This window comes from Corallococcus carmarthensis (assembly GCF_003611695.1).
Lineage (GTDB): Bacteria > Myxococcota > Myxococcia > Myxococcales > Myxococcaceae > Corallococcus > Corallococcus carmarthensis.
This window is the reverse complement of the sequence record NZ_RAWE01000042.1, coordinates 36,192-59,047: the sequence shown is the minus strand read 5'-3', so window position 1 is coordinate 59,047 and position 22,856 is coordinate 36,192. Positions and strand designations below refer to the sequence as shown.

Sequence of the window (22,856 nt, the reverse complement as noted above, 5' to 3'; positions counted from 1 at the left end):
CACGAGCACCGCCCCGCTCCAACGCCGCGCCTCCACCCCGCGCTTCCCGTTCCACACGAGCAGCAACAGGACGCCCCACTGCAAGGCCACCAGGAAGCACACCGTCGGCCCCACCTCCAACGCCCACATCCCGTCTCCCATCATTCCCCTCCCGCGTCAGCACCGCGTGTCCAGGGGAGATGGCGCCGTCACACGTCAGGGCACACCGCGCTCCAGCCGCAGGCCCCCCACCCCACGGGGCAGCGCTGGAGATTCACATTCAATTCCGTTATTTCTGCTCTATCCGGGATGCATGCGCGAAGCGGCATCCCCTTTCCCAAGCGGGGGCGGACACATGGCGGGTTCACGGACGTGGATGACAGGCCGGCGGGCATTCCTCACGGCGGGGCTGGTGGCGCTGGCCAGCGGCTGCGGCGCGGCGGGGGACTCGGAGTCCCCCGCGATGGCCGGGGTGGAGCAGGCGCTGGGCGCGTGCACGCACTCGGTGACGACGAACACGTACGACGGCCCGGACTACTGGGGCACGCTCGTGTTCAAGAACACGGGGACGGTGGCCATCGCCAACCCGGTCATCGCGCTCGACGTGCCCTCGGGGGTGACGTGTGACGATGATCAACCCGGCTGGACGCACACGCAGTCAGGCCGCACGTGCACCTTCACGCGCACGTCGTCGCTGACGGTGGCGGTGAACGCGTCGTACACGTTCAACTACTCCACCACCTCCAGCACGTCCTTCACCGCGACCAACGTGAAGGTCCAGTCCGACAGCTGCGGCGGCACGTCCCCCGGCGGCAGCGGCCTCACCGCGAACCAGAAGAAGGTGGCCGAAGGCCTGACGAGCATCTGGGAGAACGACACGCCCACGCTGGACTACGCCTATTCGGAGAACATCCAGGACGGGCGCGGCTACACCAACGGGCGCGCGGGCTTCTGCACCGGCACGGGCGACGCCATCCAGGTGGTGCAGTGCTACCGGGCCCTGCGCACCGAGGCCAATGGCAACCGCCTGGCGAAGTACTGGAACGGGCTCACCGTCATCAACAACCGCTTCCTGTCCACCGGCCAGTCGCAGGCGTCCACGTCTGAATTGGACGCGGTGGGCAACTGGACCTCGGACTGGGCGGCCAGCTTCAACACCGCCGCCACGAAGGCGGACTTCAAGCAGTGCCAGGACCAGGTGAGCGACGCGCTCTATTACACGCCCACCATCAACGAAGCGGCGAAGTGGGGCCTCACCCAGGCGCTCACCAAGGCCGCGCTGTACGACGCGTCCATCAACCACGGCTTCGACGGCATGAAGGACCTCATCCGCAAGGCGAACACCGCGCTGGGCAACAGCGGCCAGGTGGCGCCGGTGATTGGCTACAACGGCATCACGGAGAGCGCGTGGCTCCAGAAGTTCCTGGAGAAGCGCCGCGACGTGCTGGCGGGGGACTCCACCTGGGTGGACGCGGTGGACCGCGTGGCCGCGTACGAGAAGCAGCGCCGCGTGGGCAACTGGGACCTGGGCACCGCCCTGCGCAACGACGTGCGCGCCCGCGACTGCTGGGGAACGAGCTACCCGGCGAGCGGCTACACCGTGCGCACCATCAACCCGGACGGCACCTGGAGCACGCCGGCCTCGTACACGTATTCCTGCCAGTAGGCCGGACGGTCCGGCACACGGGCCGTGACGGCGGGCGCCCTGGGGTGGCATGAACCAGGGCCATGGCCCGTGACGTCTCGTTCTTCGACAAGCTCGCCTCGCTCCTCGCCCAGGAGCGCGAGGCCGAGAAGGCCCGCACGACCGCGTTCGCCCAGGGGCTCTCCCTGCGCGAGCGCGAGGAGCAGGGCCTGTCCGTGCTGGACCTGGAGACCGTCGAGGAGGAGGTGGGCCTGGGCGGCCGCATCCTCCTCACGCTCGCCCGCGCGGACCGGGGGAAGCTGCCCACGCGCCTGTCCAACGGCGACTTCGTGGCGGTGCTGCCCCGCCGCGCGGAGGTGAAGGATCCGGCGAAGGCGCTCGTGTCGCGCGCCACCTCCACCCGCATCCAGCTCGCCTTCGACCGCGAGCCGCCCGCGTACATCTCCGAAGGCCTGCTGCGCCTGGATGTCGTCCCCAACGACGTCACCTACGAGCGCGTGCGCGCGGGCCTCCAGCGCGTGAAGGCCCTGGACAAGGGCCAGGAGCGGCACAAGCGCGAGGTGCTGCTGGGCAACGAGCCCCCGCGCTTCGACAACACCAAGGACTTCACCCCCACCCGCCCGCTCAACCCGGAGCAGCAGGACGCCGCGAAGCGCGCGCTCGCCGCGGAGGACTTCTTCCTGGTCCACGGCCCGCCCGGCACCGGCAAGTCCACCGTGCTGGCGGAGGTCGCGGCCCAGGCCGTCGCGCGCGGAGAGCGCCTGCTCTGCACCGCGGCCAGCAACGCCGCGGTGGATCACCTGCTGGAGCTGTGCCTGGAGCAGGGCCTGCGCGCCATCCGCGTGGGCCACCCCGCGCGCGTCGCCGCCCGCCTGCAGGAGCACACGCTGGACATCGTGGTGGAGGAGCACCCGGACCGCGTCGTCAGCCGCGACCTGTTCGATGAAGCCTTCGACCTCTTCGGCTACGCGCGACGCCAGCGCAACCAGGGCCGCAGCCGCGAGCGCTTCTCCAACGCGCGCTCCTCCACGGCCGAGGCCAAGGACCTGATGGACGAGGCGCGCAAGCTGGAGAAGAAGGCCGTGAAGGCCGTGCTCGCCCGCGCGGACGTGGTGTGCGTGACGCTCGCGAGCCTGGGCTCCGGCGTGCTCGCGGGCGAGGAGTTCGACCGCGCCCTCCTGGACGAAGCCACCCAGGCCACCGAACCGCTGGCCCTGCTGGGCTTCCTGCGCGCGCCCAAGGTGGTGCTCGCCGGAGACCCGCAGCAGCTGCCGCCCACCGTGCTGTCACAGGAGGCATCGAAGGCGGGCCTGGGTGTCAGCCTCTTCGAGCGCCTGATGAAGGACCACGGCGACGACGTGAAGCGCATGCTGCGCGAGCAGTACCGGATGAACGCCGCCATCATGGCCTTCCCCTCCAAGGAGATGTACGGCGGCGAGCTGCGCGCCCACCCGTCCGTGGCGGAGCGCACGCTGAACAGCGTGCTCAACCCCGGCGCGGAGGTGGACGCCCCGCCCGTGCTCTACCTGGACACCGCGGGCAAGGGCTTCGACGAAGAAGAGGAGCCCACCACGCACAGCCTCCTCAACCCCGGCGAGGCCACCTACGTCATCGCCCGCGTGCGGCAGCTGCTGGCGCTGGGCCTGTCCCCGCGCGAGGTCGCCGTCATCGCCCCGTACAGCGCCCAGGCCCGCCACCTGCGCGAGGCGCTGGAGGCCGTGCACCCGGAGGTGGAGGTGGACACCGTGGACGCGTTCCAGGGCCGGGAGAAGGACGCCATCCTGGTGAGCCTGACCCGCTCCAACAGCGAGGGGCAGCTGGGCTTCCTCAACGACCTGCGCCGCATGAACGTGGCCCTCACCCGCGCCCGCCGGCACTTGTTCGTCGTGGGCGACTCCGCCACCCTCAGCAGCCACCCCTTCTACGCGCGCTTCATCGAAGGCACCCAGACGGACGGCGGCTACCGCTCCGCCTGGGAGTGGCCTGACCCGGCGGACCCATGATTGTCATCCCAACAACTGCGGACTGCCCTTGGGGACTACGCAAGGAGTGCGACCCAGGCGCGCGAAATTTGTCGCATCGCTGAACGAATTTTGTCACCTGCCTGGTTGCCTGCTTCGGAAGACGGCCGGAAATCAGGCATTTGGCCCCATCCAAGACGTCGGCACGAAGGATGCTTCTCTTTCTGAACACGGAGGGAATGCATGTCTCAAGCGCCTGTGGTGACCAAGGAGAATGACGTCTGGGTGATTCGGATCGACCGGCCCAACGGCAAGACCCAGGAGTACCGCTGCGCCACGGAGAGCCAGGCCCGGCAGTTGGCCATGGTGCTCGGCAAGCCGGACACCGGCGGCCCTCCGCGCCCGGCGGCGTCTTCGTCCAGCAGCGTCGCGTAGGGTCGCCAGCACCCGGGGGGACGGAGTAAGGCGTGAAGGCACGAGGAGGCACCCGTGCCCGCCGCCGCATTCGAATCCCTCACCGTCGACGCCGAAGGACTGCCGCTGCACGTGCGGCAGCGCGGCCCCCAGGGTGTCCCCGCCGTGCTGTTCCTGCATGGCTGGCTGGACCACTCCCACAGCTTTGATCCGCTCTGTGAGCACCTGCCCGAAGCCTGGCGCACGGTGCTGCTCGACTTTCGCGGCATGGGCGAGAGCGGCCACGCGGGCCCCGGCGCCACGTATCACTTCAGCGACCACCTGCTGGACGTGGACGCCACCCTGGACGGGCTGGCCCTGCCGCCGGTGCACCTGGTGGGGCACTCGCTGGGCGGCATCGTCGCGCTCGCGTACGCCGCCGCGCGCCCGGAGCGCGTCCTGAGCCTGACCCTCATCGAGAGCCTGGGCCCCTCCGGTGGCCCGGCCGCGGGCGCCGTGCAGCGGCTGCGCGGCTTCCTGGACGACGCGCGCCGGCCGCCCAACCGCAAGCGCTACCCCACGGTGGAGGCCGCCGCGGAGCGCCTGCGTCAGGCCAACCCCACCCTCTCCCCGGACGCGGCGCTCCTCTTCGCGAGCCACGGCACCCGCCGCACGGCGGAGGGCGACTTCGCCTTCACCTTCGACCCCCGCCACCGCCGCCGCTTCGGCCAGGGCTACGACGAGGCCCAGTGGCTGGCGCTGGAAGCGGCCGTCACGTGCCCCGTGCAGCTGCTGCGCGGCACCGAAGGCCTGTCCCCCGCCCCGGAGCTCCTGGAGGCGCGGCTGGCCGCCCTGCGCACGCTGGCCGGTCCGCCCCGCTTCTTCGACGGTGGCCACCATGTGCACCTGGAGCAGCCAGCGGCCGTGGCGGACGCGATCGCGGCGTTCGTCGCCAGAAACGCCCGCTCGGATCGGGAAGCGTCCGGTTCATGACCTGAAAAGTTGGGGGTGCAGGTTGGCAAAAGGTCAGGAAAAACCTTTCACCCTCCAGGGCACCCCGGTTCCCTCCAGCGCTCACTTGGCCGCCGAACTGTCCGCCAAGTCCCTGATTTCAGGTGCCCACGGGTCGACAGCCCCAGGCGGCACGGGTCTTGATTAGGGGAAGCCCGAGATGGATCACGTGTCCCGGGCATCCGTGTGCGTGTGGTGGGGAAGGGTGGGGAGCGGACAATGGTGATGGGGTGGAGGGGTCGGGTCGTCCTGCTGGCGTCTTTGGTGGCGGGGACGATGGCGTGTCACGAGGAGGACCAGACGCGCGGGGTACAGGCCACGGCGGTGCTGGACATGGACGCGCTCGACTTCGGCGAGGTGCCGGTGGGCGAGTGGCGTGAGAGGGAGGTCCGCATCCGCAACGTCGGCTACGTGCCCTTCTCCGCGCTGGAGGCGCTGGGAATTGGCAACAACCCGTCGTACCAGGTGGAGCTGACGGAAGGTGGCGGACGCGTGCCGCCGGGCGAGTCGCACGTCGTCAAGGTGCGCTTCCACCCCCTGAAGGAAGGGCCCGTGGAGGAGACGCTGCGCGTGACGACGGACGCCAACGTGGGCGCCCTGCAGCAGCTGCCCGTGCAGGGCATGGGCACGCCCACGCGCATTGGCGTGAACCCGCCGGCGCTGGACTACGAGACGCTGGAGGTGGACAGCGACCGCACGCTGGAGGTCACCGTCACCAACCCGGTGGACCTGCCGCTGACGCTGAAGGTGTCGGGCGACCAGGCGGACCCCTTCACGGCGGACACCATCACCGTGCCGCCCAACAGCACGCAGGTGGTGAAGACGAAGTACCTGCCCCGCGCGCTGGGGCAGATGGGCGCCCGGCTGGAGGTCGTCTCCTGCGAGACGTGCACCCCGTCCGTGGTGGACCTGAAGGGCAACTCCGTGGCGAGCGCCTTCGTGTTCGACCCGGCGCCCGTGCCCTTCGACGAGATTCCGGTGCACGAGCGCACCGAGTCCTTCACCCGCGCGCGCAACATCACCTGGCGCCCGGTGACCATCTCCACGCTGGCCACCAGCGACCGGGCCTTCTCGCCGCTGTCCAAGCCGGAAGGCGCCACGGTGCAGCCGAACGAGGTGGTGGAGATGCGCATGGAGTTCGCCGCGCGCTTCTCCGGCCCCAACGTGGGCAACCTCACGGTGGCGTACGCGTCCGACAAGGCGCGTGAGTCCCGCGTGATGCTGGACGCGCGCGGTGGCCGGCCCACGCTGGCCGTGGCCCCGGTGGCGCTGGACTTCGGCGAGCTGCCGGTGGGCGGCAAGGTGGAGCAGGTCATCCGCATCACCAACGCGGGCAGCAACGGCCCCCTCACCTTCACCGGCGTGCGCGCCGACGGCGACGCGGTCCAGTTCGACGTGGGCACGCCCACGCGCGGCACGCAGAACTACACCTGGAAGGGCGGCACCTGGCCCGCGCTGGAGGCCAACGGCCTGCAGATCCAGCCGGGCGACGACGCGCTGGAGCTGAAGGTCTACTTCGAGCCCAAGAACGAGGGCACCTTCACCGCGACGCTCTACGTGCAGTCCAACGACCTGTTCACGCCCGAGCGCGCCATCACCCTGACGGCCCGCGCCCGTGCCTCCGGTCCCTGCGTCTACGAACTGCTGCCGCAGCCGAAGCTGGAGTTCGCCAACGTGGTGCCGGGCCGCGGCGCGGTGCTGGGCTTCTACTTCCGCAACCCGGGCCGGGCCGAGTGCGCCATCAAGAACGTGCACCTGTCCAATGACGGCGGCGGCGTGTTCACCATGCCCGGCGGTCCCATCACCGGCGGCGTGGTGCTCTACGACACGGCCTTCAGCTCCATGATTGCCTTCCGCGCGCCCACCACGGGCGGCGAGTTCAACGGCGAGCTGATGCTCACCGTCAACAACCCGGCCTACCCCACGGTGACGCTGCCCATCCACGCGGTGTCCAACCCGTCCTGCCTGGTGGCCACGCCGTCCTTCGTGGACTTCGGGCCCATCCGCTACGACTGCCCGGCGAAGCCTCGCAAGACGTTCCTGTCCAACCGCTGCAGCGAGCCGCTCACCGTGGCGGACGCCACCATCGGCAACGGCACGTCGAAGCAGTTCTCGCTGATCACGCCGGTGACGGCGCCCATCACGCTCCAGCCCGGCGAGGGCTTCGAGATGGAGGTGGACTACGCCCGCAACGTGCTGGGCCAGCACTACAGCCCGCTGTACTTCCAGACGGACACGGAGGCGAACCGCTTCCTCGTCCCGCTGCTGGCGGAGACCAACCACGAGGGCATCCAGGTGGACCGCTTCACGCAGGGCACCGACAGCCAGCTGGACGTGCTCTTCGTGGTCTCCAACACCACCACCATGGACACCTACCAGCAGCGCCTGCGCAGCGCGATTCCCGGGTGGCTCCAGCGCGCCAAGGAGCTGAACGTGGACGTGCGCGTGGGTGTCACCAGTACGGGCCTGGTGCAGCGCCCGGGGGTGTGCGGCGGCGGCGCCAACGGCGGTGAGGCCGGCCGGCTCTTCCCGGTGGACGGCAGCCGCGCCCGCGTGGTGTCCGGCGGCAGCACCAACGCCGCGGCCACCATCCAGGCCAACCTGGACGTGGGCCTGTGCCACAACCTGGTGCAGGGCCTGGAGACGATGCGCCAGGGCCTGTCCGCCCCGCTGTCCGAGCAGGCCGACGACGTCCGCACCCCGCAGCCCAACGACGGCAACCTGGGCTTCACCCGCGCCGCGGCCCGCATGGCGGTGGTGGTGCTGGCGGACGAGGACGACCACTCCGGCTTCGAGCCCGACAGCTACATCCAGTTCCTCCAGACGCTGAAGGGCACGGGCATGTCCCAGCGCAGCAACCTGCACGCGCTCATCCCCAACGGCTCCTGCTCCACCGCGAGCACCAGCGCGGACCGCTTCGCCGCGGTGGCCAAGGGCACGGGCGGCTCCGTGGGCTCCATCTGCGAGGGTGACTACCGCGGGTTCCTGGACCCCATCATCCAGCAGGCCGGGGAGCCGCAGGCGGACTTCCCCCTCACCGCGACGCCGGACGGCACCGCGGAGATGAGCGTGCGCGTGAACGGCCGCACCCTGGGTGCGGATCAGTGGACCTACGACGCGGGCCGCAACGCGATCATCTTCGCGCAGGGCTCGGTGCCCACCCCGGGGCAGGCCGTGGAGATCCGCTACCGCAGCGTCTGCGCTCCCACGCCGTAGCCTGAAGGATTCGTGACGCAGCGCGGCCGGGCCGGTCCCAGAGCGGGGCCGGCCCGGTTCGCGTTTTTGGGGGTGCTCGGGCTTTTGAGATCCGCGCTGACGCGGCTATCGTCACGGCCGGAGTGGAAACGTTCGGCCGCTATGAATTGCTGCGCAAGCTGGCCACCGGCGGCATGGGGGCCGTCTACCTTGCCCGGCAGAAGGGGCCGGTGGGCTTCCAGAAGCTGCTGGTGGTGAAGCGGCTGTTGCCCCACCTGTCGGAGGACGACGAGTTCCTCCAGATGTTCCTGGACGAGGCGCGCATCGCGGCGCTGCTCAACCACCCCAACATCGCGCAGATCTACGAGATGGGGGACGTGGACGGGCAGTACTACATCGCGATGGAGTACGTGCACGGCGAGCCATTGGGGTCGCTGGTGCCGCGCGCGTCAGCGCACCCGGGCGGGTTTCCGCTGGGCTTGCGCTGCCGGATCATCGCGGAGGCGGCGGCGGGGCTGGACGCGGCGCACAACGCGCGCAGTCCGTCCGGCCGGAAGCTGTCGCTCATCCACCGGGACGTGTCGCCGCAGAACGTGCTGGTGGGCTTCAACGGCGGCGTGAAGCTCATCGACTTCGGGGTGGCGAAGGCGCAGGGGAAGCTGTCGCAGACGGTGGTGGGCACCATCAAGGGCAAGCACGCGTACATGTCCCCGGAGCAGGCGCGGGGCGAGCCGCTGGATGCGCGCTCGGACGTGTTCGGGCTGGGGACGGTGTTCTACGAGCTGCTGACGAACGGGCGCCTGTTCAAGCGCGAGACGGAGATGGCCACGCTGAAGGCCGTCGTGGGGCACAAGATTGTTCCCCCCTCGGAGGCGGTGCCGGGGATCCCGAAGTCGTTGGATCCCATCGTCTTCAAGGCGCTGGCGCGCAAGCGCGACGACCGGTTCACCACGGCGGGCGAGCTGCAGCTGGCGCTGGAGGAGTTCCTCCAGCAGGAGAAGCTGCACGGCACCAGCGCGCACCTGGCCGCGTTCATGCGGGACGTGTACGCGGACGAACTTGAGGAGGAGCGCTTCGCGGCCGAGCCGACGATGATCTACTTCGACCCGCGCCTGATGGCCCGGCCGGGTGGCGCGGCTCCCGCGAAGGCACCCGCCCCCGGGACGACGTCGTCCTCGAGCAAGGCGCAGCAGGCCCCGGCGAAGACGCCGCCCCGTGCGCCGGAGCCGTCGGTGAGCCAGTCGTCGACGAAGGCCGCCGCGTCGCCAGAGGACTCCAGCGTGGGGCATCCGCCGGAGCGGCCGCCGCGCACGAAGGAGAACTCCGGACTGAGCCGCCCGGAGGCCCGGCCCGTGAGGACGCGGGAGAACACCGGCGTGAGCCTCGCGGACACCCGCCCCCTGCCGGACGAGGACGCGAGCCGCCCCACCGCGAAGCACGAAGCCGTGCGGGGTGACGCGGACAAGGCTCGCGCGTCCACCGCGAAGCACGAGGCCGTGCGCGCCGACGCGGAGGCGGGCCGTTCATCCACCGCGAAGTTCGGAGCCGTGCGCGAGGACGCCTCGAAGCCGGCCCGTACGCCGGAGGGCTCCACCAGCCGTTCCGCAGCGAAGGCCGTGAAGGCCTCAGGGGATTCGACCGGGAGCCGTTCCGCGGCGAAGGCCGTGCGTGCACCGGAGGACTCCGTCGGAGGCAAGGCGCCCGCGAAGCCGGGCCGTGCCACGGAAGGCTCCGTGTCCTCCGCGCGCCGCCCTGCTCGCGGTAGCGGTCCCGATTCCGACAAGTAGGCTCGGGCTTCCGGCGGAACCGTGCGCGCCGGAAGGCCGTGCGGCCTACAGGCTCGCCAGGGCCACGCGGTACAGCGCGCGGTAGCCCATGCGCGGCGCCACTTCGAACCGGTCCGCGTTGAAGATGTCGCGCAGCAGCGCCTGCCCGTCCGGCGTGGCCGGCAACCCCAGGAGCGCCGCCTCCAGCGCCGTCACCAGCGGCGCGGGCAGCCCCATGGCCACCGGCACGCCGTCATTGGGGGCCTCGTCCGTGTACGCCAGGAGCTCGAACTTCGCGCCCATGCCGGGCCCCAGCACGTCCTCCACGCCCGTGGTGAACGTGAGGCCCGTGGAGGCCGGCGGACAGAAGACGCTGGTCACCTGCGCCCTGCCCTCCAGCACCGCCTCCAGCGCGCCCTGGTACGAGCCCGTGAACTGCTGCGACACGAACGCCCGCGAAGGCTCCAGCCCCTGCGTCTTGAGGTACGCGCTGGGCAGCAGGTAGCCCGCCACCGAATCGCGGTCCACCCACGCCGCCGTGGCGCCCTTCAGCTTCTCCAGCGTCAGCCCGGAGCCCGCCCGCCCCACCAGCGCGGAGCGATAGCTGGACATGCCCCGGCGCACCCCTCGCGCCAGCACGCGCACACCCATGGCCTCCATGCGCGCGCACACGAAGGGCGGCGCCCAGGCCGCGTCCGCGCGCCCGGACAGCAGGTCCTTGGCCAGGGTCTCGTAGCTGGTGGCGACGCTCACCTCCACCAGCTTGCCCAGCGCGCGTTGCAGGAACGACGCGAGCCGCTCCGCGCGCTCGCGCGCCGTCTCGCTGCCCAGGGACGGCGGCAGGCCGAAACGGAAGGAGTGCCGCGGACCGGAGGGGACTTGCGGGGTCATGCCACTCCCTGCTTACCCTTGCTGGTCCAACCGCGCCACTTCATCGTCGGCCAGACCGAACGTCGCCTGGAGCAGATCCAGGATGCGCTGCTCCGCGGTGCTCGTCCGCCCGGACGCATGGGCGATCTTCGTGGCCAGCTGGTACGCCTTCACCCGCTGCGAGTGCGTGGCCAGCCCGTGCGCCAGCACATGCAGTCGCTGCGGCAGCCCGTCCGACGCCAGCGCCGCCACCGACTCGCTGACGAAGCCCTGCGCCCGCTCCGGGCTCACGTTCTGGAAGAGCGGATCCGCCGCGAAGCTCTCCACCATCGCCCGGGCCTCCGCTTCCTTGAGCTGGCCATCCGCCGCCAGCACCAGCACCATCACCTCCGCGAACAGCCGCTCCAGGGGCTCGCCCAGCGCCTCCGACAGGCTGCCCCCCTGCTCGATGACGTCGATGATCTGCGCCACCTCGTCCTCGGAGATGCCCAGGGCCGCCTGGAACGTCTTGAGCAGCCCCAGCTCCGAGCGCGTGGCCCGCTGATCCGCCAGCGCCACCGCCGCCGCCAGCCCGAAGGCCAGCATCCGGTTCTTGTGGTCCGGCAGCCGCCGGCGCAGCGAGGAGAGGACCTCCTCCAGGTTGCGCGCCTCCGCCAGCCGCACCGCGCTGGACTCCACCAGCAGGTTCAGCTCACCGGACTGCGTGCCCTCGAACTCCGGGCGCTCCAGCACGCGCGCCAGCAGCGTCTGCATCTCCCGCTGGGACACGGCGCCGTCCGCCATCGCGGCCAACAACATGGCCTCCACCAGCGCCGCGTTGCGCTCCTTGCGCGCCTTTACTGCCTGCTCTCGAGCCATGGACTGGCGCTCCCTTGCGTGTCGGTGGTGGGGGGGGTGACCGCGGGCCCGTCTTCCGTCGCGTTCAGCGGGTCCGGGTTCAGCGTCTTGTCCAAGAGGTGCGTGGGCCGCACGTTCGACATCGCGTTGAGCAGACTCTGGCGGACGTTGGGGATCTCCTTGCCCAGGTCCTCCACCAGCTTCTGCATCCGCTTGCGCTGCAGGTTCTCCTGCGACCCGCACAGGTCGCAGGGGATGATGGGGAACTGCTTCGCCTCCGCGAACTGGATGATCTCCTTCTCCGGCGCGTAGCACAGCGGCCGGATGACCACGTTGCGGCCGTCGTCGCTCTTCAGGAGCGGCGGCATCGCCTTGAGGCTCCCGGCGAAGAACATGTTCAGGAGCATCGTGTGGATGAGGTCGTCGCGGTGGTGGCCCAGGGCGATCTTGTTGCAGCCCAGGTGCACGGCGGCGTTGTAGAGGATGCCCCGGCGCAGGCGCGAGCACACCGAGCACTGCGTCTTCCCGGGCGGGGTCTTCTCCAGGACGATGCTGTAGGTGTCCTCCTTCAGCATCTTGTAGGCGTAGCCCTCGCGCTGGAAGTAGCCCTCCAGCACGTGGCCCGGGAATCCCGGGTGGCCCTGGTCCAGGTTCACGGCCAGCAGGTCGAACTTCACGGGAGCCCGGCGCTGCAGCTCCCGCAGGAGGTGGAGCATCGTGTAGGAGTCCTTGCCTCCCGACACGCCCACCATGATGCGGTCCCCGGCCTCGATGAGGCGGAAGTCCGCGATGGCCCGGCCCATGTGGCCAAGCAGGCTCTTTTCAAGACGTTGGGCGTCGTTCATCGGCGGGGCCATCCTAGCGGCGGTTCGGGAAAAAACACGTCAAAGGGGCGGGCCGGTCCGCTAGCCTGCTCCCCGCGATGCCGACCTTTCCTCAGGGTGCCGTGGATGTGGTGGACCGCGTGGGCGCCGAGGCCGCCACGCGCATGCTGGAGGCCTCGCCCGAGCTGGCGGTGGACCTGGAGGCGGACGCCATGCACGCCTTCCGCGCCCGCCTGTGCTTCCTCCAGCTGGGCACCGACACGGACATCTTCCTCTTCGACACGCTCCAGCCGGGCGTGGATCCGCGCCTGCTCTCTCCCATGATGGAGGACCCCGGGCGCACCAAGTACTTCCACGCAGCGCAGGGCGACCTGCAGTTCCTCGCGGAGGCGGGCGTGCGCGTGCGCGGCCTCTTCGACACGCACCGCGCCGTGACGCTCCTGGGGTGGCCCAAGGTGGGCCTGGCGGACCTGGCGCGCGAGCGGCTGGGCGTGGAGCTGCCGAAGGAGCACCAGCAGTCCGACTTCTCCCTGCGTCCCCTGCCCCCCGGCATGCGCGACTACATCGCCAACGACGTGCGCTACCTGTGCGAGCTGGGCCGCCAGGTGCGCCAGGCGTGCAGCGAGGCGGACATCCTGGAAGAGGTGCTGCTGGACTGCGATCGCATGTGCGCGGAGGCCGAGGCCCGTCCGGAGGTGGGCGCCGAGTACAAGCCCAAGCTGTCGAAGAGCGGCCTGTCTCCGACGCAGTACGCGCTCGCGCACGCCATCGCGCAGGGGCTGCACAAGCAGCGGCTGGAGTGGGCGGAGAAGGACAACGTGCCCATGGGCCGCATGCTGTCCAACATGGCCATCACCGACCTGGCCCTGAAGCAGCCGGACACGCACAAGGACCTGGCGCGCGCGGCCGGCGTGCGGGGCGCGGTGGTGCGCGCGCACGGCGACGCCATCCTCGCCCTCATCCGCGAACTGCAGCAGAAGGCCACCCGGGGCGAACTGGACCTGGACCGTGAGCCCAAGGGTCCGCGCGACCCCCACCGGCGCAAGCGCGAGGACGCGCTCAAGGCCTTCCGTGTCGAACAGGCCACGCTGCGCAAGGTGACGCCCAGCGTGGTGCTCACCAATCCGCTCATGGACGCGCTCGCGTCGAAGCCGCCCGCGGACGTGTCGGAGCTGACGCAACTGCCCTACTTCGGGGAAAAGCGGATCAAGTTGTACGGCGACAAGCTGGTGACGCTGCTCAAGCCCTTTCCGGTGCTGGGAAGCTGACGTTCGCCCGCGACGGCGAGGCAGTCCGGGTATGATTTGGCTGCATCGCTCGGGGCGGCAGCGCATCTCTTCGCGCGCGCGTTGTCCATGACCCCGGAACGCAGGTGTTCAAGCCCCATCTGGGCCTCCGGTGCCGGTTGCGAGAACGGCGCCAGTGCGTACCTTTGACGCCGCACAAAGGGAGGGCGTGGTCATGTTGGGAGCCAGGACAGGCGGGGCGCGGACAGAGGTCTCCCGGTGCATCGCCGCGAGCCTGCAGTGCCAGACGGCCTGCGAGGCGGGCATGGCGCGCCTGACAGCCCAGGGCGTCGCGGCGGACGACGACGCGGTGCGCCTGCTGCGCCAGTGCGCGGAGCTGTGCGAGCTGAACGTGCGCGCGCTCCAGAAGGAGAGCCGCCTGTCGCGCCGCACCGCCAGCCTGTGCTTCGAACTGGGAAGCCAGGTGGCCCGCGCCGCGTGGCTGGAGGCGCAGGACCCGGCCTCGCACGCGCTCGCGAGGGACGCGCTGCACCTGGCGCGCGCGTGCCGTCCGCTGGTGTTCGCGGCCTAGAGGGCGCTAGAGCTTGATGCCGTACAGCGCGCCGTACTTCGTGCGCAGGTACTGAAGGAAGTCCCGGTCCGTGAGTCCCTCGCCGGTGATGGCGCGCACGCGCTCCTCCGCGGGCAGCCGGAAGCCGTGCGAGTGCAGGTTCGCGCGCAGCCACCCCAGCAGCGACGACGTGTCGCCCCGGGTGAGGTCCGCGTCCAGCGACGGCAGCGCCCGGTTCGCGGCGGCGTACAGCGACGCCGCGTAGAGGTTGCCCAGCGAGTACGTGGGGAAGTAGCCCAGTTCGCCCCAGGCCCAGTGGATGTCCTGGAGCACGCCCTGGGTGTCGTCCGGGGGCGTGATGCCCAGGTAGCGCCGCGTGCGCTCGTTCCACGCGGCCGGCAGCTCCGACACGGGCAGCTCGTCGCGCAGCATCGCCAGCTCCAGCTCGTAGCGCAGGGCGATGTGCAGGTTGTACGTCACCTCGTCCGCCTCCACGCGGATGAGCGACGGCACCACGTGGTTGATGCCCGCGTGGAAGCCGTCCAGCTCCACGTCCGCCAGCGCCTCCGGGAAGGCCTCCTTCAGCGCGGGGAAGTGGTGCACCCAGAAGGCGCGGCCCCGGCCCACCAGGTTCTCCCACAGCCGGGACTGGGACTCGTGCAGGCCCATGGAGGGCACCGACGCCAGCGGCGTGCGGTGGTGCTCCGGGGAGAAGCCCTGTTCGTACAGGCCGTGGCCCGCCTCGTGGAGCGTGCCGAAGACGGCGGCCGGCGGCCACGTCGCGTCCAGGCGCGTGGTGAGGCGCACGTCCTGCGCGTGCACGCTGTTGGTGAAGGGGTGGATGCTGACGTCCTGGCGGCCCGCCTCCAGGTCGAAGCCCACGGCCTTCAAGAGCCGCATCGTGAACTGCCACTGCCGGGCGGTGTCGTAGGTGCGGCCGGAGAGGAACGCGGGGAAGGGGCGCTTCTGCTCGCCCAGCGCGGCCACCATGGGGATGAGAGAATCGCGCAGCGCGGTGAGCACCGGCGTCAGGCGCTTCACGCGCATGCCGGGCTCGAAGCCTTCGAGCAGCGCGTCGTAGCGCTCGCCGTCGTGGCCCTGCGCGTCCGCCTGTTCGCGGCGCAGGGCGAGCAGCGCCTCCAGCGCGGGCTGGAAGCGGGCGAAGCGCTTCGTCTCGCGCGCCTCGCGCCACGCCTGGATGCCCTCCCCCTGCGCCTCCGCCAGCGCGGTCACCAGCCGGGCGGGCAGCCGCACCGCGCGGTCGCGCTCACGGGTGAGGACGCGCACCATGGCGCGCTCGTCGGGCGTCAGGGCCGCGGCGTCCGGGCCTCCCTCCCCTGCGCGGGCCAGGGCCTCTCCCAGGCGCGGATCCACCAGGCGCTCGTGGTGGATGGCTTGGACGGTGGCCAGCTGCTGGGCGCGGCCGGAGGCGGCGCGGGCGGGCAGGTAGACTTCCCTGTCCCAGGAAGCCAGGTTGATGACGCTGTTCAGGTCGTTCAGCTCGTGCATCCGCGAGCGCAGCCAGGAGTCCATGGCTGTGTTTCTAGCGCGCTTCCAGGGTATGAGGACGCCGCGATGGCCAACATCCTCCAATTCTTCATGGCACCCGACGACGAGGTCGCCTTCTTCCGTCACCTGGAGCGTCACGTCCTGGAGGTCTACCCCCGGCGCGTACCGCCGGACTGGGTGCCCTTCCGGGCCAACCCGGACAACATCCCGCGCCTGCCGGAGGAGGACCTCTACCTGGTGGCCAGTGAGATTGGCCCCGCCATGGTGGACAAGGTGAAGCGCGGCCCGGACAAGGGCTTCTGGCGCATCGACGAGGTGCGCTCGCCCGTCATCTTCATCGAGCGCTCGCGCCGCAACGAGGAGGGCGAGCTGCTCAGCGGCAAGATGTGGGTGGAGCTGGAGGTGACGTCCCAGACGGGCCGCCGCGACGCGGCCCCGGACAAGTTCCGCCGCCTGTACCTGGAGGTGGAGGAGTTCGTGAAGAAGACCTTCCGCCGGGGCGACCCGAAGGACTTCTTCGTGGGCAACCGCGCCGCGCGCCTCTCCAAGGAGGGCCTGGTGCTGCGCGACTCCGCCTTCCGCGGCGGCACCGTGGTGCCGCACAAGTAGCGGAGTGCCTCAGGCGGCGGTGTCCTGGCCCCGCGCCGCCGCCACGTCCACGGCGGCCTGGGCCCCGGGTTCCGCCCGGGCCTGGGTGCGCACGAGCCGGGGCGCCAATGTCAGGGCCAGCGCCAGCGGCGCGAACAGCATCGCCGGGAACTGGAAGCGCAGGTCCGGGTTGGGCGACAGCACCAGCCACGCGGCGGTGTTGGTGAGCGCGCACTGCATGGCCAGCAGCACGCCGATGCTCCGCTGCCGCCACAGCACCACGCCCAGCGCCGCGAGCAGCAGGTACAGCGACGGCGAGGGCTGCCACACGGCGACCCGCACCCAGCGCTCGCCAATGGAGGCCTTGAGCAGCAGCTGCGTGTAGTCCCGTCCCAGCGTGGGGAACCAGGAACGCGTCTTCCAGCCGAAGTAGTTCCGGTCCACCGCGCTGCCGTCCGCGCTGAACGGGCCGATGTAGAGCTTCGAGTCCAGCGCCCACAGGTAGCGGGTGACGCACACCCACTGGTCGAAGACGGCTTCCGGGTGGCTCTTCGCGAAGCGCCCCACCACGCCCGCCATCTCCAGCGCGCGGCCCTCCAGCCGCTCCGGGTGATCGAACAGCGGGGAGCCGGGCCAGATGAGGCGCCCCACGGCCTCGCAGTCGTAGAGCCGGCGCCAGTCCTCCAGCGGCATCAGCGACGTGAGCGTGCGCACGTCCTCCGGGGGCAGGGACTCCGCGTACAGGGACGCGGTGGCCAGCCGGTGGACGCTCAGCACCTGCGTGAGCAGCGGCGGCGACGGCTTCACCCCCGCCGCGATGTACACCGGCCCGCGCACCAGCAGCGTCAGGCCCACGCCCAGGATGGCCAGCGTGCCGCGCTGCCGCTGTCCCTTGTAGCGCCACAGCGCGCTCACCAGCAGCGGGAACGCCAGCAGCGGGCCGTTGTGGCGCAGCAGGCTGATGCACGCGATGCACAGGCCCAGCTGCGCCGCGGCCTTCACCGTGAAGACGCCGGTGCGCTCCGCGCGCAGGATGATGAGCACCACCCACAGGCACATCAGCGTGAAGGGCGCGTCCTTCCACACGGCGATGACGTTGGTGCCCAGCGCCGGGGACAGCGCGGCCCACGCCACCACGGCCCACCGGGCCCAGCGCGGCGCCTTCCAGTGCTCCAGTTCCTCCAGCACCTTGCCCAGCAGCGCGGCGAACAGCAGCACCTGGAGGCCGCTCACCGCCGCCATGGAGTCGAACGGCCCCGCGATGAGCCACAGCCACCACGTGTGGAACGGCGGGTGCCAGTTGAGGAACTGGCGCTTCAGCACCTGCTCCCACTGCACCAGCGGATCAAACCCCACGAGCCCCGGGAAATAGAGCACCCACAGGAAGCCCCACGCCAGCGCGAGCGGCAGCGCGTACTTCGCCCAGCCCGCGCGGCTCCGGGCGAACGCGGCCGCCGTCCCCGTCCCGAAGCGGGCCTCCAGCAGGAGCCACAGCACGAGCCACGTCCCCAGCACCATCCCCGGGTCCGCGGCGTCCGGCGCCCAGAAGCCCGGCCGCAGCGCGGGGACGGTGACGGTGAGGACGCCGTTCGCGTCCGCGTGTTGCTCGAATGCGAGCAGTGGCGGCTGCCCGAAGAGCAGCGGCGCCCGCGTCCCCACCCACGTCACCTGCGACACGGAGCGCTCGGACATGTCCGTCAGCGACACCTCCGCGGACACCGTGCGGCGGGGCAGCGGGATGCGCGCCTCCTGCATCCCCTCCGGGACCCCGTCCCCCAGGACCTGGGTGAGGGCCTCCGCCGTGAGCGCCAGCGCCTGGGGCCCGTGGCCCTCGCGCTGGAAGGTGACGTTGCCCGTCTGCGGCCACGACACCTTGGCGTAGCGCAGCCGCAGCTCCGCGGGAGGGCCCACCTGGTACTTGAACAACGGCCAGAGCGCGAGCGCCGCGATGAACGCGATTCCCGCGAGCCCACCCACAGGCAGACTCCGCCCTCGCGGCGAAGGTGTGCTGCCCCCTGCTGACTCGGTCATCCCTGCGCTCCTGAATACAATCGCGGGCCCCCCCGGCCGGGACAGCCCCTGGGGCTAACTACCCGTGGCGCTGGAGGCTCCCTGCCGCAGCAGCGGAGCCTCCGAGAGGAACTTCAGGTCCGGGTGCTTCTCCTCGGCGTGCTGGAGCGCCCAGTCGTCGCGGAAGAGCACCAGGGGCAGCCCGTCGCGGTCCTGCACTGTCTGACGGTTGCCTTCCCAGTCGAAGGACTTCGGCTCGAAGTTCGGGCCCACCACCCAGCGGGCGTGGCTGAAGGGCAGCCGGTCCAGGGCGATCTTCGCGCCGTACTCGTGTTCCAGGCGGTACTGGAGCACTTCGAACTGGAGCGCGCCCACCACGCCGACGATGGGGTCCTTCATGCCCATGGAGAGCTGCTGGAAGATCTGCACGGTGCCCTCTTCGGACAGCTGCTCCAGCCCCTTCTCCATCTGCTTGCGGCGCAGCGGGTCGCGCGAGCGGACCACCGCGAAGAACTCCGGGCTGAAGCGCGGCACGCCCTCGAAGAGCACCTCCTGGGAGCCCTCCGCCAGCGAGTCACCGATGCGGTACTGCCCCGGGTCGAACAGGCCGATGACGTCCCCCGGCCACGCGTCTTCGATGGACGTGCGCTCGGCGGCGAGGAACTGGCTGGGCTTCGCGAGCCGCACCTCCTTGCCCAGCCGCGAGTGGAACGCGTTCATGCCCTTGACGTAGCGGCCGCTCACCACGCGCATGAACGCGATGCGGTCGCGGTGCGCGGGGTCCATGTTCGCCTGGATCTTGAAGACGAAGCCCGCGAACTTGGGGTTGGTCGGCTCGCGCGTGCCCTGCGTGGTGGGGCGCGACGTGGGCGCGGGCGCCAGGTCCAGGAACGCGTCCAGGAAGGGCCGCACGCCGAAGTTCGTCATCGCGCTGCCGAAGAACATGGGCGTCAGCTGCCCGCTGTCGGACTTCTCACGCGTGAAGGCATCGCCGCCAATGTCGAGCAGCTCGATGTCCTCGTTGAGCTTCTCCAGCTCCGAGTCGGTGAGCACCGATTTGATTTCGGGCGAGTCGATGGACACCGAGCGCTCCGCCACTTCCGACTCGCCGTGCGAGCCCTCCGCGGAGAACACGTGCACCACGCGCGCCTGCCGGTCGTAGACGCCCCGGAACTCCGGCCCCATGCCAATGGGCCAGTTCATGGGGTACGAGCGGATGCCGAGCACCTGCTCCAGCTCGTTCATCAGCTCCAGCGGTTCGCGGCCGTAGCGGTCCAGCTTGTTGACGAAGGTGAAGATGGGGATGCCGCGCATGCGGCAGACCTTGAAGAGCTTCTTGGTCTGCGGCTCGACGCCCTTCGCCGCGTCGATGAGCATCACCGCCGCGTCCGCCGCGGAGAGCGTGCGGTAGGTGTCCTCGGAGAAGTCCTGGTGGCCCGGGGTGTCCAGCAGGTTGACCGCGTGGTCGCGGTAGACGAACTGGAGCACGGACGACGTGACGGAGATGCCGCGCTCCTTCTCCAGCTCCATCCAGTCGCTGGTCGCGTGCCGCCGCGCCCGCTTGGCCTTCACGCTGCCGGCCAGATGGATGGCGCCGCCGTAGAGCAGCAGCTTCTCCGTCAGGGTTGTCTTTCCCGCGTCGGGGTGGGAGATGATGGCGAAGGTCCGTCGCCGGGCGACCTCCCTCTCGAGCTCATTGACCATGATCCGAGGCCAACTATCACGGGCGGTCGTTCCTTGCAGCTTCGCAAGCAGCGCCTGGAGGTCCGGCCGGGCTCCGGCCCTCCGGGGCACCCCTCCCTCACGCCCACACCGGAGCCACGCCATGCAGCGCATCCTCCATGCCACCGGCACCCCCTGGGAGCCCCGGGTGGGCTACTCGCGGGCGGTGCGCGTGGGGCCCTTCGTGTCCGTCTCCGGCACCACCGCCACGGGCGTGGACGGCCAGCTCGTGGGTGAAGGGGACGCGTACCGGCAGGCCGCCCAGGCGCTGGCCAACATCCGCTCCGCGCTGGAGGCGGTGGGCGCCCGGCTGGAGGACGTGGTGCGCACGCGCATGTACGTCACCGACATCTCCCGCTGGGAGGAGGTGGGCCGCGCGCACGGCGAGGTGTTCGCGGCCATCCGCCCCGCCACCTCCATGGTGGAGGTGAAGGCGCTCATCGACCCGCGGATGCTGGTGGAGATTGAAGCGGACGCGGTGGTGGCGTCCGCTCCGGGCTAGAAGTCGGCGGTGACGTCCGAGGGCACGTCGTCCGGCGCGCCGGGGTTGCCGGGCTCGGGCGTCACGGCGTCGCCGGTGCCTTCGGGGGGCGTCACGTCGCCGCGCAGCTCCACCGCGGGGCAGGCCTGGAAGGTGCCCACGCGGCTGCCGTCCACCTCCGTGCAGGTCGCCGGGCGGCGCGCGTCCGAGCACTGGAGCAGCACGCGGTAGACCTCCTTCTCCTGCGCGTCCCAGCAGGCGCTGCCCACGTAGGACGTGTTCGCCGCGATGTCGCCGCCCCACGCGAGGATGTCCACGCGGCCGCCGGTGCCGGGGATGTGGCGCACGGAGGAGAGGACCTTCTCCTTCGCGGACGTCGCGGTGCCGGGGAGGTTGTACGGGCCGAGCACGCGCGCGCGGGTGACGCCGGTGGCCTGGATCTTGTGGCCCACGAAGGCGCCGGTGACGGCCTCGTGCGTGGCGGGGTTCGGGGTGAAGTTCGCCAGCCGGTACGCCAGCGACTTGCTGCCCTGCCCGAAGTGGGCGAACGACATCATCAGCTTGCCCTGGCCCGCGAAGGACGGGGCCACCGCCTTCAGGTTGTCCAGGGAGAGGACCAGCGTGCCCCGGCCGCGGTGCGCCTCGCCGTCGCGCTTGAGCGCGCCCGCGGCGACGAGCTTGTAGGCCACGTCGTCGGTGCTGTTCAGCGGACGGGCCTCCAGCTTCCACTGGTAGCGCTGGCCCACGCCCTTGCGGATGGCGAGCTTGAAGGTGGCGTTGGCGCGGTCAGCGGGGCCGTACACCAGCACGTCGCCGGGCTGCTCGGCGGCGGCCTTCTTCACCAGGTCCGCGAGGGGCACCAGCGCCTGCCGGAGCGCGTCGTTGAGCGCCTTCACCTCCATGCGGGCGCCCTCCAGCATCGCGGCGCCCTGGCCGTCGAGCGAGGCCTCCACCTGCATCAGGTCCTGGGCCACGAGCGCGGCGCCGTCCTGCGCGGGCGCGTCCGTGTTGAGCTCCAGCGACGTGCCCGCGAAGTCCGGCAGGGACTCCACGGCCTCCTGATCATCCACCCCGCCGCACGCCGTCGAAAGCACCAGGGCCGCACCCACCGCCAACGTCTTGTTCCAGCGCATCGTCATTCTCCAGGTCGAAAGGTTCGCGTGACTGCCTGCTGTCCATTCCAACCCGGCGGGCGCGGCGTGGTTGCGGGGCGGGGAATTTTTCTCCGCGCGTGACGCCATGTGCGCGGGTGTCGGCCCACGGGGTGGCCGTCCTCCCGGGGAGCCCCTACCTTCCAGGTATCATGGGCGTCGAATGGAAGAGCAACATCGACATCGCGGACGCGCTGGAACGGGTGGCGGACCTGCTGGACACGCAGGACGCGATGCCCTTCCGCGTGGGGGCCTACCGCAAGGCGGCGGCGACCATCGCGAACTGGCCGGACTCCGTGGCGCAGGTGCTGGTGGCGGAGGGCGAGGCGGGCTTGAGGGAGCTGCCCGGCGTGGGCAAGAGCATCGCGGCGGCGGTCGCGGAGCTGGTGCGCACGGGAAGGATGGCGCTGCTCGAGCGGCTGGAGGGTGAATCATCCCCCGAGGGCCTGCTCGCCAGCGTGCCCGGCATTGGCGAGGAGCTGGCGAAGCGCATCCACGCGGCGCTGGACATCACGACGCTGGAGGCGCTGGAGCTGGCCGCGCATGACGGGCGCCTGGAGCGGGTGGAGGGCTTCGGGCCCCGGCGCGCGGAGCAGGTGCGCGAGGTGCTGGCGGCACGGCTGGGGCGCAACCGGCGGGAGCGCGAGCGGGCGCGAACGCACGGGGGCGAGGACGGGCCGCGGCCTTCGGTGGCGCTGCTGCTGCGGGTGGACGCGGACTACCGGCGGAGGGCGGACGCAGGAGAACTGCGCCGCATCGCACCCAAGCGCTTCAACCCATCCGGCGAGGCGTGGCTGCCGGTGATGCGCGAGCACGTGAACGACTGGAACTTCCGCGCGCTGTTCTCCAACACGGCGCTGGCGCACCAGCAGGAGGCCACGGACGACTGGGTGGTCATCTACTTCGACCAGGACGACGTCGAAGGCCAGTACACCGTGGTGACCGCCCACGCCGGGCCGCTCAATGGCAGACGCGTGGTGCGCGGGCGCGAGGATGAATGCCTCGCGTACTACGCCCGCGAAGACGCGGGGCACGAAGCGCCGCACGCGGGGGCCTGAGTCCGGAGCCGGACGGCGCGACACGGGGCAGGCGGTGCATGGGCCCGTCCCGTGCCGGT

The 22,856-nt window shown here is 70.9% G+C and carries 18 protein-coding genes; 11 read left to right on the top strand and 7 right to left on the bottom strand.

The features are described 5' to 3' along the window. The first annotated feature begins 334 nt into the window (after positions 1 to 334). The 6 genes from D7X32_RS14445 to D7X32_RS47525 all read left to right on the top strand — a co-directional run bounded on the left by D7X32_RS14445 (position 335) and on the right by D7X32_RS47525 (position 9,971). Positions 335 to 1,645, top strand: a complete 1,311-nt coding sequence (locus tag D7X32_RS14445; protein ID WP_120603117.1) for a chitosanase — start codon at positions 335 to 337, stop codon at positions 1,643 to 1,645. A 62-nt stretch (positions 1,646 to 1,707) separates the two neighbouring features. After that, entirely contained in the window at positions 1,708 to 3,627 is a 1,920-nt protein-coding gene (locus tag D7X32_RS14440) for an AAA domain-containing protein (protein ID WP_120603116.1), read from the top strand. A 201-nt stretch (positions 3,628 to 3,828) separates the two neighbouring features. Continuing rightward, positions 3,829 to 4,020, top strand: coding sequence for a hypothetical protein (locus tag D7X32_RS14435; protein WP_120603115.1), 192 nt, complete (start codon positions 3,829 to 3,831; stop codon positions 4,018 to 4,020). Positions 4,021 to 4,074: 54 nt separating this feature from the next. Further along, positions 4,075 to 4,971, top strand: a complete 897-nt coding sequence (locus tag D7X32_RS14430; protein ID WP_120603114.1) for an alpha/beta fold hydrolase — start codon at positions 4,075 to 4,077, stop codon at positions 4,969 to 4,971. Positions 4,972 to 5,208: 237 nt separating this feature from the next. Beyond that, positions 5,209 to 8,205: a choice-of-anchor D domain-containing protein gene (locus D7X32_RS14425; protein ID WP_120603113.1), complete on the top strand. Its 2,997-nt coding sequence runs from the start codon at positions 5,209 to 5,211 to the stop codon at positions 8,203 to 8,205. A gap of 122 nt (positions 8,206 to 8,327) precedes the next feature. Beyond that, on the top strand, positions 8,328 to 9,971 hold the full coding sequence (locus tag D7X32_RS47525; RefSeq protein ID WP_279635584.1) for a serine/threonine protein kinase: 1,644 nt from the start codon (positions 8,328 to 8,330) through the stop codon (positions 9,969 to 9,971). 45 nt (positions 9,972 to 10,016) lie between these two features. Here the strand turns inward: D7X32_RS47525 and D7X32_RS14415 are convergent, their stop codons facing one another. From D7X32_RS14415 to ttcA, 3 genes are read right to left on the bottom strand one after another with little or no spacing between them, the layout of a single operon-like run. Beyond that, positions 10,017 to 10,841, bottom strand: coding sequence for a phosphate/phosphite/phosphonate ABC transporter substrate-binding protein (locus tag D7X32_RS14415; protein WP_120603112.1), 825 nt, complete (start codon positions 10,839 to 10,841; stop codon positions 10,017 to 10,019). Positions 10,842 to 10,853: 12 nt separating this feature from the next. After that, positions 10,854 to 11,678 (bottom strand): tellurite resistance TerB family protein, encoded by an 825-nt coding sequence (locus D7X32_RS14410; protein WP_120603111.1) that lies wholly within the window; start codon positions 11,676 to 11,678, stop codon positions 10,854 to 10,856. Continuing rightward, complete coding sequence (ttcA, locus tag D7X32_RS14405) at positions 11,657 to 12,514, bottom strand: tRNA 2-thiocytidine(32) synthetase TtcA (RefSeq protein ID WP_120528545.1); 858 nt, start codon at positions 12,512 to 12,514, stop codon at positions 11,657 to 11,659. The genes D7X32_RS14410 and ttcA overlap by 22 nt, the downstream gene beginning before the upstream one ends. Before the next feature lie 65 nt (positions 12,515 to 12,579). On the opposite strand from ttcA, the gene D7X32_RS14400 reads away from it, so the two are divergent. Then, positions 12,580 to 13,749 (top strand): ribonuclease D, encoded by a 1,170-nt coding sequence (locus tag D7X32_RS14400; protein WP_120603110.1) that lies wholly within the window; start codon positions 12,580 to 12,582, stop codon positions 13,747 to 13,749. 193 nt (positions 13,750 to 13,942) lie between these two features. Next, complete coding sequence (locus tag D7X32_RS14395; protein WP_120528543.1) at positions 13,943 to 14,299, top strand: four-helix bundle copper-binding protein; 357 nt, start codon at positions 13,943 to 13,945, stop codon at positions 14,297 to 14,299. Positions 14,300 to 14,305: 6 nt separating this feature from the next. Here the strand turns inward: D7X32_RS14395 and D7X32_RS14390 are convergent, their stop codons facing one another. Continuing rightward, the gene (locus tag D7X32_RS14390; protein WP_120603109.1) at positions 14,306 to 15,811 is read right to left on the bottom strand and encodes a carboxypeptidase M32; all 1,506 of its coding nucleotides are present in this window, start codon (positions 15,809 to 15,811) and stop codon (positions 14,306 to 14,308) included. Between the two features lie 42 nt (positions 15,812 to 15,853). Here D7X32_RS14390 and D7X32_RS14385 point away from each other — a divergent pair, with 42 nt between their 5' ends. Further along, positions 15,854 to 16,396 carry a hypothetical protein gene (locus tag D7X32_RS14385; protein WP_171446351.1) on the top strand — a complete coding sequence of 181 codons (543 nt, stop codon included), beginning with the start codon at positions 15,854 to 15,856 and terminating at the stop codon, positions 16,394 to 16,396. Between the two features lie 9 nt (positions 16,397 to 16,405). Here D7X32_RS14385 and D7X32_RS14380 read toward each other — a convergent pair whose 3' ends face one another. Together D7X32_RS14380 and D7X32_RS14375 are read right to left on the bottom strand one after the other, a co-directional pair. Further along, positions 16,406 to 18,352 (bottom strand): hypothetical protein, encoded by a 1,947-nt coding sequence (locus D7X32_RS14380; protein WP_120603108.1) that lies wholly within the window; start codon positions 18,350 to 18,352, stop codon positions 16,406 to 16,408. A gap of 108 nt (positions 18,353 to 18,460) precedes the next feature. After that, positions 18,461 to 20,089: a peptide chain release factor 3 gene (locus tag D7X32_RS14375; protein ID WP_120603107.1), complete on the bottom strand. Its 1,629-nt coding sequence runs from the start codon at positions 20,087 to 20,089 to the stop codon at positions 18,461 to 18,463. A 121-nt stretch (positions 20,090 to 20,210) separates the two neighbouring features. On the opposite strand from D7X32_RS14375, the gene D7X32_RS14370 reads away from it, so the two are divergent. Next, complete coding sequence (locus D7X32_RS14370; protein WP_120603106.1) at positions 20,211 to 20,609, top strand: RidA family protein; 399 nt, start codon at positions 20,211 to 20,213, stop codon at positions 20,607 to 20,609. Here D7X32_RS14370 and D7X32_RS14365 read toward each other — a convergent pair. After that, on the bottom strand, positions 20,606 to 21,721 hold the full coding sequence (locus D7X32_RS14365; RefSeq protein ID WP_120603105.1) for a hypothetical protein: 1,116 nt from the start codon (positions 21,719 to 21,721) through the stop codon (positions 20,606 to 20,608). The two genes, D7X32_RS14370 and D7X32_RS14365, sit on opposite strands and share 4 nt — an antisense overlap. Positions 21,722 to 21,891: 170 nt before the next feature. On the opposite strand from D7X32_RS14365, the gene D7X32_RS14360 reads away from it, so the two are divergent. After that, positions 21,892 to 22,797, top strand: coding sequence for a helix-hairpin-helix domain-containing protein (locus D7X32_RS14360; RefSeq protein ID WP_120603104.1), 906 nt, complete (start codon positions 21,892 to 21,894; stop codon positions 22,795 to 22,797). Positions 22,798 to 22,856 lie beyond the last annotated feature (59 nt).

Excerpts from the sequence above, each read along its gene's own strand:
- D7X32_RS14385 (WP_171446351.1), top strand. The coding sequence starts at position 15,854 with ATGGCCAACATCCTCCAATTCTTCATGGCACCCGACGACGAGGTCGCC.
- D7X32_RS14415 (WP_120603112.1), bottom strand. The coding sequence starts at position 10,841 with ATGACCCCGCAAGTCCCCTCCGGTCCGCGGCACTCCTTCCGTTTCGGC.
- D7X32_RS14370 (WP_120603106.1), top strand. The coding sequence starts at position 20,211 with ATGCAGCGCATCCTCCATGCCACCGGCACCCCCTGGGAGCCCCGGGTG.
- D7X32_RS14440 (WP_120603116.1), top strand. The coding sequence starts at position 1,708 with ATGGCCCGTGACGTCTCGTTCTTCGACAAGCTCGCCTCGCTCCTCGCC.
- D7X32_RS14360 (WP_120603104.1), top strand. The coding sequence starts at position 21,892 with ATGGGCGTCGAATGGAAGAGCAACATCGACATCGCGGACGCGCTGGAA.
- D7X32_RS14425 (WP_120603113.1), top strand. The coding sequence starts at position 5,209 with ATGGTGATGGGGTGGAGGGGTCGGGTCGTCCTGCTGGCGTCTTTGGTG.
- D7X32_RS14395 (WP_120528543.1), top strand. The coding sequence starts at position 13,943 with ATGTTGGGAGCCAGGACAGGCGGGGCGCGGACAGAGGTCTCCCGGTGC.
- D7X32_RS14400 (WP_120603110.1), top strand. The coding sequence starts at position 12,580 with ATGCCGACCTTTCCTCAGGGTGCCGTGGATGTGGTGGACCGCGTGGGC.
- D7X32_RS14390 (WP_120603109.1), bottom strand. The coding sequence starts at position 15,811 with ATGGACTCCTGGCTGCGCTCGCGGATGCACGAGCTGAACGACCTGAAC.
- D7X32_RS14375 (WP_120603107.1), bottom strand. The coding sequence starts at position 20,089 with ATGGTCAATGAGCTCGAGAGGGAGGTCGCCCGGCGACGGACCTTCGCC.
- ttcA (WP_120528545.1), bottom strand. The coding sequence starts at position 12,514 with ATGGCCCCGCCGATGAACGACGCCCAACGTCTTGAAAAGAGCCTGCTT.
- D7X32_RS14445 (WP_120603117.1), top strand. The coding sequence starts at position 335 with ATGGCGGGTTCACGGACGTGGATGACAGGCCGGCGGGCATTCCTCACG.
- D7X32_RS14435 (WP_120603115.1), top strand. The coding sequence starts at position 3,829 with ATGTCTCAAGCGCCTGTGGTGACCAAGGAGAATGACGTCTGGGTGATT.
- D7X32_RS14410 (WP_120603111.1), bottom strand. The coding sequence starts at position 11,678 with ATGGCTCGAGAGCAGGCAGTAAAGGCGCGCAAGGAGCGCAACGCGGCG.
- D7X32_RS14365 (WP_120603105.1), bottom strand. The coding sequence starts at position 21,721 with ATGCGCTGGAACAAGACGTTGGCGGTGGGTGCGGCCCTGGTGCTTTCG.